The sequence below is a fragment of the Pantoea anthophila genome, assembly GCF_026104315.1.
GTDB classification, from domain to species: domain Bacteria; phylum Pseudomonadota; class Gammaproteobacteria; order Enterobacterales; family Enterobacteriaceae; genus Pantoea; species Pantoea anthophila.
On the sequence record NZ_CP110471.1, the window covers coordinates 140,594 to 154,175 of the forward strand.

Sequence of the window (13,582 nt, forward strand, 5' to 3'; positions counted from 1 at the left end):
CGGGCATACGGGCTGGAACAGGGAGTGATGCAGGAGATGACGCAGAAATATCTGCCGACCCGTCCCTTCGCTGGCATGACCCAGATCAGGTTCAAAGGGTTCGGCTTACGCCATCTCAGCCCATGACAGGACACCCCTCGGAGACATCGGTTATACGATAATTACCGGCAGAGTACAACGGCAGGTTGACTGCATACCTGCGGTGTCGCTGACAGGCGTATCACCGCAGACACAATACTCAATAAGTGACGTTGTCACTCTAGATCGGCTCCGTTGCTGGCAATGACCTTCTTATACCACCAGAATGACTTTTTACGCGTGCGGGCCAGCGTACCACGCCCGAGATCGTCGCGGTCAACATAGACAAAACCGTAGCGTTTACTCATCTCGCCGGTTGAGGCCGCCACCAGATCGATGCAGCCCCAGCTGGTGTAGCCCATGACCGGCACGCCATCTTCAATCGCGTCACCCATCGCGCGGATGTGTTCACGCAGATAGCTGATGCGGTAGTCGTCATGGATTTCGCCACTGGCATCGGGTTCATCGCGTGCGCCCAGACCATTTTCGACCAGGAAAAGCGGCTTCTGATAGCGGTCATACATCATGTTCATGGTGATCCGTAATCCGAGTGGATCGATGCCCCAGCCCCATTCACTGCGCGGCACATGGGGATTCGTCAGAGACTTCACCACATTGGCGGCGCTGCTGTTCTGCTCGTTCATCTCCGCCGAGGCGCAGCGTGAGGCGTAGTAGCTGAACGAAACAAAATCGACGCTGTTTTTCAGAATCTCTGCGTCACCCTCCTCGATCTTCAGCGTTACGCCTTTCTCCCGAAACAGCCGGGCCGCGTAGGCGGGATAGGCGCCGCGTGCCTGCACATCAATAAAGAAGAGGTTTTCGCGATCTTTCTCCAGCGCGGCCCAGACATCCTCCGGTTTACTCGACCAGGGGTAGAAGTTGCCGCCCGCCAGCATGCAGCCAACCTGGTTAGCCGGATTGACCTCATGCGCAATGCGGGTCACCTGCGCGCTGGCGACCAGTTCATGATGCGCCGCCTGATATTTCACCTGCTCCGGATTTTCGTCGGGTTCAAACACCAGTCCGGCACCCGAGAAGGGGCTGTGGAGCAGGATATTAATCTCGTTGAAGGTCAGCCAGTACTTCACCAGACCATCAAACGCCTCGAAACAGCTGCGGGCATAGCGGGCAAAAAAGTCGATCATTTTACGGTTACGCCACGAGCCATACTCCGTCACCAGATGCATCGGCACATCGAAATGGCAGAGGGTGACCAGCGGTTCGATCTGATGTTTCCGGCACTCTTCAAACACCGAACGGTAAAAAGCAATGCCTTCCGGGCAAGGTGTCAGCTCATCGCCGTTGGGATAGAGACGGCTCCAGGCAATCGAGGTGCGGAACACGCTGAAACCCATCTCCGCCATCAGCGCGATGTCCTCCCGGTAGCGATGATAAAAATCGATCGCATTATGGCTCGGGTAGAACTCGTCGTCGCGAAGCGCAAACCGTTTTTCAAGACCGAGTTTGACCGGCATCCGGTGCGGGCCATGCGGGATCATATCGACGGTGGTTAACCCTTTTCCGCCTTCGCGAAAACCGCCTTCGCTCTGGTTGGCGGCCAGTGCACCGCCCCATAAAAACCCTTGCGGAAACCTTGATTCAGACATGCATTCCTCTTTTCCGGGTCGCTAAGACCCTTTCCTTTAGTGGCTGTTAATGGCGTTGACGCGTTCGGGTACGGCTGCCGGTTGTGCCGCGGTGGTGGCGTCGGTTTCAGGGATATCTTCAAAGCCTAACAGCAGCGTCAGCACAAACGACAGCACCACAGACAACACCATCACCGCGCCGACCCAGACAATACTCATCGGGTTGGTGGGATCAAAAAACTGCACGCTGGTGAACAGGCCAGGCGACGCCATCGAGTGGCTGGCCAGACCGCCAATGCCTGCTACCGCGCCGCAGATAAAACCGCTGATCAGACAGGCGACCAGCGGGCGTTTCAGCCGGACGGCCACACCATACAGCGCAGGTTCTGAAATGCCGGCAACGATAGCGGAGGCCGCCGCCGCGAGCGCGGTCTGACGCAGTTCCCGGTTTTTGGTGCGGAAGGCTACCGCCAGAGACGATCCCCCCAGCGACAGGTTGGCACCAATCTCGGAGGGCATCACCATGCCCTCTTTGCCGGTTTCAGCAATGGTCTGAATGATGGTCGGGGTAAACACCCGGTGCATACCGGTCATCACCAGCAGGGGCCAGATCGCGCCCATAATCGCAACCGAGAGCCAGCCGAGATAGCCATGGACGGTGTAGACCAGCGCAGAGATGCCGCTGCCGATCCAGATGCCAATCGGACCAATCAGCACGATCGCGATGGGTGCGGCAATCAGCACAATCAGCATCGGTTTCAGGAAGTTTTTGGTGACGGCCGGGGTAATGCGGTCCACGCCGCGCTCAATGTGTGACAGGATCCAGGTCATCACCAGCGCCGGAATCACCGTGTAGGTATATTTCACCGCCGTGACCGGAATGAAGGCAAATTCTACGGCCTGACCCTGCGCCGCTTTCGCCATCAGATCGATAAAGTTAGGGTGCACCAGCACGCCAGCAATGGCGATCGCCAGCGACATATTGGTTTTAAACTTCAGCGCGGCAGAGGCGGCTACCATCACCGGCAGGAAGAAAAAGGCCCCGTCGCCAATCACGTTGAGGATCACCAGCGTGGAGGAGCCTTTTTCAAACACACCGGCCATATCCAGTATCATCGCCAGCAGCTTAACCATCGACCCGCCGATAATGGCCGGGATCAGCGGTGACATCGTGCCGACCAGCGCATCCAGAATGCCTGCGCCGATGCTTTTCAGCGTGATTTTGCGTTTCACCGGCGTGGATGAGTCGGCGGCAGGGGATCCCATCGCCTGCAGCGCCTGAAAGGCCTGAGAGACGTTATTTCCAATGATCACCTGACACTGGGTGTCGTTGTGAACCACGCCCATCACGCCATCGATCGCTTTCAGCCGGGGATAGTCCACCTGGGTTTCATCTTTCACCACAAACCGCAGTCGGGTCATGCAGTGCGTTACGGCTTCGATATTGTTGAGGCCGCCTAGCGCATCGACGATGGCGCGTGACACCTCGGCATAGTTTCTGGGCATGATCGCTCTTCTCTGTAGGGTAAATCGGTCAATGTTGTTATGTTTTTGCGCCTGCATGCAGGCAGATAGGAAACCGGTTTCACAAAATCATGAAGGGCTTTTATGAGCGGGACAAGCCTAAAAATCAGCCAGATTTTCGTTTTGTGACCGGCGTCACCTGCCATTGGCGCAAAGGCCGGCTGAGCGCGAGGGTAAATATTTCCAATATTGAGAGGCTTAGGTAGACTGCAGAACGACGCAGTAAAGGAGCATCAGCATGGCAACGATTCAGGAAGTGGCGAACAGGGCGGGCGTCTCAAAAGCGACAGTGTCACGCGTGCTCTCCGGCAACGGGTATGTCGGTCAGGAAAAGCGTCAGAGAGTTCTCGACGCGATTGCCGAAACCGGCTACCGCCCTAATCTGCTGGCGCGCAATCTGGCAACGAAAAGCTCTCAGACTATCGGGCTGGTGATCACCAACACCCTCTACAGCGGAAGCTACTTTACGGAACTGATGGCGCACTCGGCGCGCATACTGGAGCAGCAGGGCCGCCAGCTGATTCTGGCCGATGGCAAACATACGGCGGAGCAGGAGCAGGCGGCAATTCAGTTTCTGCTCGATCTGCGCTGCGACGGCATCATCATCTATCCGCGCTTTCTGTCCATTGATGCGCTGGATGCCATTATCTCCCGTCACAAACAGCCGATCCTGGTCATTAACCGGCGGCTGCGTGTCAATCAAACCTACTGCATCTACAGCGATCAGCACGCCGGCAGCGTCACGGCGGTGAGTCATCTGCTGAATCAGGGGCATCGCGACATCGCCTTTATTACCGGATCGCTCGATTCCCCGACCGGGGTGGAACGCCTCTCCGGCTATCGTGCCGCGCTGGCGGCACAGGGTATCGACGCCGATCCGGCGCGTATTGTGTCAGGCCGCTGGACGGCTCAGAGCGGGATGGAGGCCGTGGATACGCTGCTGGCACGCGAGGTATCCTTCTCTGCGCTGGTGGCGAGTAATGATGAGATGGCGATCGGGGCGATCAAACGGCTTACAGCGTGCCGGATAGCGGTGCCGGATCAGGTTTCAGTGATCGGTTTCGATGATATCCCGCTGGCACCCTACATCACCCCGTCATTATCCAGCATGAAGCTGCCGGTGACAGAGATGATCAATGAGACGATTCATCGCCTGCTGACCATGCTGGATGGCGGTGACTGGTCTGCCCATCCCCCCTTTACCGCCAGCCTGATGCTGCGCGATTCGGTCACGCAGGGGCCAGGCGCGGTCTAACCCGTGGCGACCGTTATCACGTTAACCGCGCGCGCCTTAAGCTGCTCTGCCGTGACGGCATCCAGCGTTTCATCGGTAATCACATGCCCGACCTGATAACCGGATGAGAGCGGATAGGGATGAATCTGGCCAAATTTAGAGGCGTCGGTCAGGGCGTAGTTTTCCGCCCCTTTTGCCAGAACGGCATCCACCACATCACAGCGCAGCATGTTGCGACCGGTAAAGCCGGTTTCCGGATGCCAGCCATCCACGCCGACAAATGCCCGGTGAAAGTGAACCTGCTGAATGGAGTAGCGGGTCAGCGGGCCGACGACCGACTCACTGCTTTTCTGCAGCATCCCACCCAGCACAATCACTTCACAGGCCGCCTCACGCAGAAGCTGGGCAATGTAGTGGCTGACGGTAATCAGGGTCAGATCGGCACGGTCGGCCAGCGCGCGCGCCAGCAGGGCGTTGGTGCTGCCGCCTTCAATAAATACCGACTCCCCCGGCTCAACCAGACGGGCGGCGTGAAGCGCCAGCGCCTGCTTGATGGGATAGCGGGTGTTCAGGCGGGTACCGACATTATCGCTGTCCAGCGCCAGCGCAGAGCCGTGAACCCGCCGCAGCAGACGGTCACGCTCCAGCAGCGTGAGATCCTGACGCACGGTAACTTCAGAAACCCCGGTGAGCTGTGCCAGTTCACTGACCGTCACGCTGCCCCGGCTATTAACCAGTTGAATAATCTGATGATGTCGCGGATTCATAATGGGATGTCGCAGAAAAACAGGAGTGGCAGTGTATCAGGGTTTTCCCCGCGCCGGTGCAGCGCGGGGGCAGATCAGGCTAAATCCAGCGAGCGACGTCCGTTAAGATTGAGATCTTCCGGCCTGAAACGTTGATCCCACGCCGCTTCATAATGCTCCGGGGGAAAATCGCCTGGCGAATGGCCCTGCGCCAGCGCCTGTGCGACATGGCGGGCATAGAGGCGGTTTTTTTCACACAGCGGGGCAGCCGGAATGTACATCACATTGCTCCAGCCCTGCTGATCCCTGACCGGCGCCACGGCGTGAATCACATCACAGTGCCACCACACCGAATCCCCTGCCTCTAAGGCCGGTATCGGACAGAGTCCGGCCATCAGGTGCGGATGCCACAGCTCGTTAACCGGTAAGACCCGGCCTGGGGCGACGCCGCAGAGCTCATCCTCCGGCACATCTGAAAGCAGTGGACGCAGCAGCACATAAGCCATCGCCTGCGGCACCGGCACGACGTGCAGCTGGCCCTGACCGGGGATCATATCAGAGAGGGCAGTCCAGCCCTGAAAGGTGCGGAACACAGAACATTTGGTGGTGCCAGGCAGATCATACTCATCCACTTCAGTGCGGTGTGCCGCGTCCCAGGGGTCATAAGCGGCAAAGTCACCGTGAAACAGCTTACTGAAAACCTGCTGATAAGCCGGGAGCAGCCAGCGTTCCAGCGCGCCGGAATCGGTATGGGCCCCTAATCCGCCGGAGGTGGTGCCAGGCAGGCGACGGCGAATGCGATCGGGATAGATGATGCTGACATCCGGGTCAAACCACTCTTTGCCCTGTGAATCGAAGGTCCATAACCTGTTCAGGAAAGATTGTGCGTGCGCCATTGCCGGGCTTTGTCGCGCCTGCATTTGCGCCTGCGACCAGTAAACAGGATAAATTTCAGGACGCGAGGCGGCCAGCGTGCCAAAAAAATCATCGCCTGGCCCGCGATACTGTTCGTCAAACCGGTTGAGCTCCAGGTAGTCGAGCATTGACTTATCCCAGGCCAGCGCCTGGTCCCGGGGAAAGTGCTGCTTAATCACGACACAGCCGCGCCGTTTAATCCGCGCCCGGGTTTCATCTGAAACCTGTCCCTCTGCAATATCCTGCATCGGCACCACTGGCCAGGCGCTGCCCGTCCACTCCTCATCCGCTTTTGCCTCCGCAATCGCCGCTTCGATGCTGTCACACACCTGCCGGAACAGGCCTTCAACGTCACCTATCTGCTGCCGCAACTGCTGTTTCACTGCGCGTATTGCCGCTTTGACGTCTTCCGGCAATGGGGTCGATCGGGTCTCATCACGCATCTCATGCTCCTCAATATTCGGGTTGAGTTACGAATGTAATTAAAATAACCTTCATTCGTAATTAATGGCTGAGATTAACATCTTTTTAACGCTCCGAAACGTGCGTGATAACACAACTCCGGAACCGGAAGGCTCCGAAAGCCGTTAGCAAGGTCACTATTTGCATTCTCATTAATCCACACAGCGAGTAAGCTTTATGAATCAAATCAATCAGCCGAAAGGACAGAACGGCGACTCTATAGGGGCAGGCGAGATGGCGGTTAAGATGATTGCGGTGGATATGGATGGCACCTTTCTGGACGACGATAAAGCGTACAACGTTCAGCGGTTTTCACGGCAGTATGCGCTGCTGAAGCAGAAGGGCATCCGCTTTGTGGTCGCCAGCGGAAACCAGTATTACCAGTTACAGCGCTATTTCCCCGACATTAAAGATGAGATCGCGTTCGTCGCGGAGAATGGCGCGTGGGTCTCAGAGTGCAATGAAGAGATCTTCTGTGGCGAGCTGGCCCGCGAGAAGGTGCACAAGATTCTGGATATCCTGGCGCATGAACCCGATATTGCGGTGGTGGTGTGCGGGCGCAATGGCGCTTACATGCACGCATCGGCTTCTGACGAGGTGATGGCTAAGCTCTCAAATCACTATCACCGGCTGGAAAAATGCGATGACCTCTATGCCATTGACGATACAATTTTCAAATTCTCGCTGAATCTGGAGCATGAAGGGGTGGATGCCCTGCTGCAACGGCTGCATGCCCGACTCGGCGAGCTGGAAAACATCATGCATCCGGTCTCCAGCGGGTTTGGCTTTATCGACCTGATCATTCCTGGCTGCCACAAGGCGCATGGCATTGCGCTGCTGCAGGAGAAGTGGGGCATCAGCGACTGCGAAGTACTGGCCATCGGTGACAGCGCCAACGACATTGAGATGCTGCGTCAGGCCTGTTTCAGTTTCTCAATGGCGAATGCCGCCGCTTCTGTCGCCGCCGTGGCGCGATATCAGACGCAGAGCAACAATGAAGAGGGGGCGCTGAATGTGATCTCCCGCGTGCTGGCGCGCGAATTTCCCTTTGAGTGAGGCCGGGCCGGGCTGGGCTGACTGGCGCACCTGGTCCTCCTCACGCCTCCCGATGGCTGCGCGCGTGATTCTCCATTTCATCCAGCGCAGCCTGATTTTCCAGGCCCCACTGATACATCTGCTCAATCGGCCCGGCAAATGTCATGCCCAGCGCGGTCAGGCTGTACTCCACTTTCGGCGGCACCACCTGCCAGACATGGCGTGCAACCAGCCCGCGCTGCTCCAGCTCGCGCAGCGTCTGAATCAGCATCTTCTTTGAAATTCCCTGCAGGCTCCGCTCCAGTTCACCCGTGCGCGCACGGTGTTCCGGCCAGTGATAAAGCGCATGCAGCACCATCGTGCTCCACTTGACGGAAAAGAGTTCCAGCAGGCGGCGCGGCGGTGAATCCGCATAAAACAGCAGTTTTCCATCAACCCAGGCGGGCATCATTGCCTCCTTAGCAGGGTGGTAACCAAAAGGTAACTACTACCAAAACCGATCCCATGTGTCTATAGTGTGCCGCTTTCTTTACGACCATCAGGTGAGAAGAGGCAACAGATGAAGATTAATGCACTGGTCGCCAGTCAGGCAGATCAACCGCTGCGCGCAGGTCAGGTGGAGTTACGCGAGCTGCAGGCTGACGATGTTAAACTCGAGATCCTTTACTGCGGCGTCTGTCACTCCGATTTGCATATGGCGCGCAATGAGTGGGGCGTAAGCCGCTATCCCCTTGTGCCGGGTCACGAAATTGTCGGCCGGGTGGTGGCAGTGGGTGAAAACGTCACTCAGTTTGCGGTCGGAGAGATTGCCGGGGTCGGCGTGATGGTTGACGCCTGTCGCGAGTGCCATTTCTGCCAGCAGCATGAAGAGCAGTACTGTGAGGCAGGCTTTACGCCGACCTATAACGGAACCGATAAGTACACCGGTAACACGACCTTTGGCGGCTATGCCCAGCATGTGATTGCCGATCACCATTTTGTCGTGCGGGTGCCTGATAACCTGGCGCTGAACGCGGTGGCACCGCTGCTCTGCGCGGGCGTCACCGTCTGGTCACCGCTGCGCCACTTTAACGTCAAAGCGGGGGATCGCGTCGGGGTAGTAGGCCTGGGCGGCCTGGGCCATATGGCGGTTAAGCTGGCCAGTGCGCTGGGCGCAGAGGTCACCTTATTTACCACCTCGCCAGAGAAAGGGGCGGATGCCCGCCGGCTGGGCGCTAAAAACGTGGTGGTTTCCCGTGACGCGGCCCAGATGGCGGCCTGTCAGGCGTCGCTGGATATCATTCTGGACTGCGTGGCTGCGCCACACGATCTCGATCCCTATCTGAATGCGCTGAAAACCAACGGTCAGCTGGTGCTGGTGGGTATCCCCGATCAGCCTCATCCGTCACCGAATGTGACACCGATGGTGTTCCGCCGTCTGAGTATTACCGGCACCTCAATTGGCAGTATTCAGGAGACGCAGGAGATGCTCGACTTCTGTGGGCAGCACAACATCACGGCGGATGTTGAGATGATAACCGGTGAAGAGGTCGAAACGGCCTTTGAACGTATGCTGACCAGCGATGTGAAATATCGTTTTGTGATTGATATGCAGAAAACGCGCTGGTAACGCCAGGGGGCACGCTGTGAAGGCGTGCCCTGTACGATGCCCGCGTTGCTGAATGAGCGATGGTAGTTACAACATACTTTTACGTTTTTGGATCAGGTTTCAGATAGCCGGGTGCGAAAGGGCTGAGCAGCCAGACCGGGCCTGTTGCAGCAAAAAAATACCCGGCTTGCGGGCCGGGTATCCTCTCGATTCTGGCGTTTTAGTTACGCCTGCGCGTCATCCGCTTTATCCTTCGCCGCTTCCTCTTTCTCTGCGGCATGAGTGAAAGGTTTGAGCAGCTGTATATCCAGAATCACATAGACCATGGTGCTGATGAACAGAGAAATCACACTGCCGAAAACGCCGCTGGTGGTGAAGGTCAGATAGTTATAGGTGACCAGCCAGGTCAGGCAGATAAACAGCGCGAGAGAAATGTAGAGATTGGGCACGGAGTAGTTACTGGTGCCGCCCCCCTGGGTATGGGTAGCTTTAAACAGATTACCGAGAGAATATTTTTCCAGCACCAGGATGGCATTTTCCCAGTTGCGCTGTTTACGCGCGCTGGCGCGTGTCAGAAACAGATAGAGTATAGAGACAAAAAAACCGGAGAAGGCGATCAGCACCGGAATCGCCTCCAGAGCATATTCGATGCTCTTATGGCCGGTGGTGGTGCTGAGATCCAGCGTCAGCGAGGCACCGAGCGCAGCATATAAAAACAGGAACAGCAGCATAAATGTCAGAGTGCGTTTCCAGTCACCGTCGATCTCTGCTTCTTTTTGCTGGATAGCCAGCTGAAGCGATTGCTGAATCTGTCGTGCCTGAGGTGAATCTGTGTCGAGCGTGTCGCAGGGCGCAGCAAAGAAGTTATGCATAAACAGCGCATCTTCTTTCTGAATAGTGATTTTCATCAGAAACCTGTGTGCGGAGAAATTTCCCTTATTCTAATCGGCACGACATGAATTAACAGTCACTTTGCCTTTTAATCCCGCATTAATGGGAAATATACCTTCCCCCGCTTGTCCTTATGGGTGAGATTAACGGCCATGATTTCACGGCCTTTCTGAAGCACGCAGTAATCGGGCATGACTATTTCTCCACAGGTGTGTCGAGCGCCTTAAACTGCTTGATGGCGTCATGAATGTTATTGGTTTCCACGGTCGCAATGCAGCGGTCACCGTTGAAAACATCATAACGGGCATTGCGCAGCTGAAACAGCAGATCGCGTCCCCGAAAGTGGATGCGTTTCTGTCTGACGCCAATGCCATGCCGCCGTAACAGGGCCTGTGACAGGCGATCGGTCTCTTTAGTCATTCCGTTAGCCTCCCGGCAGTACGTGGTCACTGCCAGTAAACCTGCTAAACATTAGTTTTATATTAAGAGACAACCCTGTTTTTCGCATGGCCATCCGATGAAGCGGGATGGATGCGCTGCAAAGTGAAGAAGATGCAGGACAGAGGCGGTTTCTGACTTAATAAACCGTAAATGCGGTACACTCATCTCACCCTTCGCCACGAGACAGAGTGCTATGAACGACAAGAAGATGATTTCCATTGATCAGTTCAACGCTGATGAACGACTGGCCGTCGAACAGACCGTTAAAGGGCTGATGGAAAAGTATCGTCAGCGCACCGGTAAAGAGCCGGATAGTAAAAAAGAAAAAGAATTCAGCAGTGAAGCGCGTCGGATCGTTATGACGGCAAAGCAGGAAAAAGAGAAAGCGCAGGCGCTGAAGGCGAAAAAACCCCTCCGCAAAAAGAAACCCTCCTCACTGACAGCCAGTGAAGTCAGCGACTTCAGCTGGTCCGCCTCGGTTGCTAAGGGCCGCAGATAAAAACCTAGCCTTCGTGCTGGCAGGCGACAGCAGTCATCTGTCAGCCGAACAATACCGGCTTTAACGCGTAGTCGATCAGTCTTAATCCGGCAATAAGAATATTCTGCAAACATATTACTTTTATTCACCAGTTTGGATAAACTGACGTAACCTTTCGCTGCTTCAGTCTGCATATGAACTATTACACACCTGACGATGCTCAACTGAGGCGGCGCGCCAGCCGATTCGTGCGCCGTATGTTTATGATGCGTCAGCTCGGTACGCTGCTCTGCTTTTTGCCCATCCTGTCAGTGCTGATGGAGCGGGGGAAATGCGCGGAACTCTGCCTGCTGCTGTTCATCAACGCGTTTATCTGGCCCTATGCCGCCTACAGGCTGGCCTTACGATCGCGCGACCCCACAGGATTTGAACGCAAGAGTCTGACGCTGGATGCGGCTTTTGGCGGCGTCTGGGTGGGGATGATGGCGCTGAGTCCTTTCCCCTCACTGGTTATCATGGCCGTATTGATTTCTGACCGCTATTCCGCGGGCGGCTGGGTACAGCTGAAATCTGCGCTGCAGGCCTTTTTGCTCACTTTTGTGCTGGTATGGTCAGTCACGGGTGCACCGATCATGCTGAACTTCTCTACCCGTACCGCCTGGCTGACTCTGCCACTGGCCAGCGTTTATCTGCTGGCGCTCAGTGTGGTTTCGCACAATCTGACGCTGAGCCTGCGTAAAAAGAATCGCGAGCTGGAGCGCATCGCGCTGATGGACCCCGGCCTGAAAATCCCGAACCGTCGTCTGTTTGAGCAGCGACTGGAAAGCGAATTTCTGCGCACTCAGCGAGGCGAGGGCAACGCCTGGCTCATGCTGCTGGATGTGGATCACTTCAAACAGGTTAATGACACGTTTGGCCATGAGGCGGGCGACTTTCTGCTGACAGAGATTTCGGCACTGTTACGAAACAGCGTCGGTCTGAAAGATATTCCCGCCCGATTTGGCGGGGATGAGCTGTGCGTCATTGTGCGTGAGGCCGATGAAGCCAGCATCCTGCGACTGGCTAAAAAGATCCAGGAAGGCATTACCTTGCTGCGGTTGCCTGCTTCGTCCACTTTTCAGAGTTCGGTGAGTATCGGGATTGCTTCAGCGCGCGAAGCGGCTTCGATTCATGAATGGCTGCGACGCGCTGATGAGGCGCTTTATCAGGTGAAGCGCGCCGGACGCAATGATGTGCATGTCTGGCGGGCTTCCTCCCTCAACACACTTAGTGAAGTTCGCGACTGAAAAAGTCCAGAGCCTGAGACACTCTCAGGCCACTGGATTAAATTGCCGGGTAATCACCGGTGCCTTCCGGCCAGGGCGTCAGCAGATCGAAGCCGCTTTCCGTCACGGCGACCGTGTGCTCCCACTGCGCCGAGAGTGAACGATCTTTCGTCACCACCGTCCAGCCATCAGACAGCACGCTGGTGCCCGCTTTACCGGCATTGATCATCGGTTCGATAGTGAAGATCATGCCCGCCTTGAGTGGCATACCCTGGCCCGGTGTGCCGTAGTGCAGCACCTGCGGTTCGGTGTGGTAAATCTCACCCACCCCGTGACCGCAATATTCACGCACCACGGAGAAACCGGCCGCTTCTGCCACACGCTGTATTGCGGCGCCGATATCGCCCAGCGTTGCGCCCGGACGGACCGTTTTGATCCCGGCCACCAGCGACTGATAGGTGATCTCAACCAGCCGTTTCGCCCGGACTGATGGCGTGCCGACGAAGTACATGCGGCTGGTGTCGCCGTACCAGCCATCCTTGATGACCGCTACATCGATATTAACGATATCGCCATCCTTGAGCTTTTTCCCGGCCGGAATACCGTGGCAGACCACATGATTGACCGAGGTGCAGGTAGTGCGGGTATAGCCTTGATAGCCGATGTTGGCTGGCGTCACCTTCAGTTCGTTCACAATAAAGTCGTGACAGATATCATCCAGCTCTTCGGTGGTGATGCCAGGCCGGACGTGTGGCGTGATCATGGCCAGCACCTGCGCGGCAGCCTGTCCCGCTGCCCGGGCCATCTCGATTTCTGCTGCGGTATGAATTTTAACGCTGTTCATGACACATCTCCTTGTGTGGCGAGGATCTCTTCAGGAAGCATATTCCGGATATCGGTGCGGCCTTCCACCTCCAGCCGGATCAGCATCTGCGCCAGTTGGTGTTGGGTCTGCTGGGGATAGAGTTCCGCCAGCATGCCGATTTTAAGCCAGTGTTCAGCCTGTGCATTGATGGAGCGGCTCATCGCCTGACTGGCGATGCGCAGATTCTCATGCATCAAATCCGAGATTTTAACGATACCCATGCTAATCCTATATAAAACGTATATGTTTCGTATATAGCATATCCTTAACCTCATGAGTTGAAAAGGCAAATTTCAGCCCGACCGAAAATGTCCGAAATTCGTCCGTAATTACAGAGACATCATACGAGTAGATACGTATCGCCACGTGAAGCGAGGTCCTTCTGAGGGAGTGTGAGATCGCTGCGTGCAACCGGAACACATTGCTTTCAGCTGCAGCCATGCTTGCAGGTTAGTGAATCGCCCGGCGCCAGAT

The 13,582-nt window shown here is 56.2% G+C and carries 14 protein-coding genes and 1 riboswitch; of the genes, 5 read left to right on the top strand and 9 right to left on the bottom strand.

Going from position 1 to position 13,582, the window contains the following annotated elements; translation table 11 throughout:
* Positions 1-45 precede the first annotated feature (45 nt).
* A riboswitch (TPP riboswitch) is annotated at positions 46-148 on the bottom strand.
* Between the two features lie 106 nt (positions 149-254).
* Together OJ965_RS00680 and ascF are read right to left on the bottom strand one after the other, a co-directional pair.
* Complete coding sequence (locus OJ965_RS00680; protein ID WP_009092841.1) at positions 255-1,685, bottom strand: 6-phospho-beta-glucosidase; 1,431 nt, start codon at positions 1,683-1,685, stop codon at positions 255-257.
* Positions 1,686-1,721: 36 nt separating this feature from the next.
* Complete coding sequence (ascF, locus tag OJ965_RS00685; RefSeq protein WP_009092843.1) at positions 1,722-3,170, bottom strand: PTS cellobiose/arbutin/salicin transporter subunit IIBC; 1,449 nt, start codon at positions 3,168-3,170, stop codon at positions 1,722-1,724.
* Positions 3,171-3,426: 256 nt separating this feature from the next.
* Here ascF and OJ965_RS00690 point away from each other — a divergent pair, with 256 nt between their 5' ends.
* Positions 3,427-4,443, top strand: coding sequence for a LacI family DNA-binding transcriptional regulator (locus OJ965_RS00690; protein ID WP_265135450.1), 1,017 nt, complete (start codon positions 3,427-3,429; stop codon positions 4,441-4,443).
* On the opposite strand, the gene OJ965_RS00695 is transcribed toward OJ965_RS00690, so the two are convergent.
* Both OJ965_RS00695 and OJ965_RS00700 read right to left on the bottom strand, forming a co-directional pair.
* Positions 4,440-5,189, bottom strand: coding sequence for a DeoR/GlpR family DNA-binding transcription regulator (locus OJ965_RS00695; protein WP_058957091.1), 750 nt, complete (start codon positions 5,187-5,189; stop codon positions 4,440-4,442). The two genes, OJ965_RS00690 and OJ965_RS00695, sit on opposite strands and share 4 nt — an antisense overlap.
* A 74-nt stretch (positions 5,190-5,263) precedes the next feature.
* Positions 5,264-6,526, bottom strand: coding sequence for a DUF1479 domain-containing protein (locus OJ965_RS00700; RefSeq protein WP_265135451.1), 1,263 nt, complete (start codon positions 6,524-6,526; stop codon positions 5,264-5,266).
* A 253-nt stretch (positions 6,527-6,779) separates the two neighbouring features.
* On the opposite strand from OJ965_RS00700, the gene OJ965_RS00705 reads away from it, so the two are divergent.
* The gene (locus OJ965_RS00705; protein ID WP_154928983.1) at positions 6,780-7,601 is read left to right on the top strand and encodes a Cof-type HAD-IIB family hydrolase; all 822 of its coding nucleotides are present in this window, start codon (positions 6,780-6,782) and stop codon (positions 7,599-7,601) included.
* Positions 7,602-7,641: 40 nt separating this feature from the next.
* Here OJ965_RS00705 and OJ965_RS00710 read toward each other — a convergent pair whose 3' ends face one another.
* Positions 7,642-8,028 carry a winged helix-turn-helix transcriptional regulator gene (locus OJ965_RS00710; protein WP_046102752.1) on the bottom strand — a complete coding sequence of 129 codons (387 nt, stop codon included), beginning with the start codon at positions 8,026-8,028 and terminating at the stop codon, positions 7,642-7,644.
* A gap of 111 nt (positions 8,029-8,139) precedes the next feature.
* On the opposite strand from OJ965_RS00710, the gene OJ965_RS00715 reads away from it, so the two are divergent.
* Positions 8,140-9,189 (top strand): NAD(P)-dependent alcohol dehydrogenase, encoded by a 1,050-nt coding sequence (locus OJ965_RS00715; protein ID WP_046102751.1) that lies wholly within the window; start codon positions 8,140-8,142, stop codon positions 9,187-9,189.
* A gap of 203 nt (positions 9,190-9,392) precedes the next feature.
* Here the strand turns inward: OJ965_RS00715 and OJ965_RS00720 are convergent, their stop codons facing one another.
* Entirely contained in the window at positions 9,393-10,076 is a 684-nt protein-coding gene (locus tag OJ965_RS00720; RefSeq protein WP_140922838.1) for a RipA family octameric membrane protein, read from the bottom strand.
* A 178-nt stretch (positions 10,077-10,254) separates the two neighbouring features.
* The gene (locus OJ965_RS00725) at positions 10,255-10,479 is read right to left on the bottom strand and encodes a hypothetical protein (RefSeq protein ID WP_009092851.1); all 225 of its coding nucleotides are present in this window, start codon (positions 10,477-10,479) and stop codon (positions 10,255-10,257) included.
* Between the two features lie 214 nt (positions 10,480-10,693).
* On the opposite strand from OJ965_RS00725, the gene OJ965_RS00730 reads away from it, so the two are divergent.
* Together OJ965_RS00730 and OJ965_RS00735 are read left to right on the top strand one after the other, a co-directional pair.
* Complete coding sequence (locus OJ965_RS00730) at positions 10,694-10,999, top strand: hypothetical protein (protein WP_009092853.1); 306 nt, start codon at positions 10,694-10,696, stop codon at positions 10,997-10,999.
* Between the two features lie 173 nt (positions 11,000-11,172).
* Positions 11,173-12,264, top strand: a complete 1,092-nt coding sequence (locus tag OJ965_RS00735) for a diguanylate cyclase (RefSeq protein ID WP_154928861.1) — start codon at positions 11,173-11,175, stop codon at positions 12,262-12,264.
* Between the two features lie 37 nt (positions 12,265-12,301).
* On the opposite strand, the gene map is transcribed toward OJ965_RS00735, so the two are convergent.
* Both map and OJ965_RS00745 read right to left on the bottom strand, forming a co-directional pair.
* A complete protein-coding gene (map, locus tag OJ965_RS00740; RefSeq protein ID WP_009092855.1) occupies positions 12,302-13,087 on the bottom strand; it encodes a type I methionyl aminopeptidase in 786 nt (261 codons plus the stop codon).
* Positions 13,084-13,329 (bottom strand): ParD-like family protein, encoded by a 246-nt coding sequence (locus tag OJ965_RS00745; protein WP_009092856.1) that lies wholly within the window; start codon positions 13,327-13,329, stop codon positions 13,084-13,086. Before OJ965_RS00745 ends, map begins: the two co-directional genes overlap by 4 nt.
* Positions 13,330-13,582 lie beyond the last annotated feature (253 nt).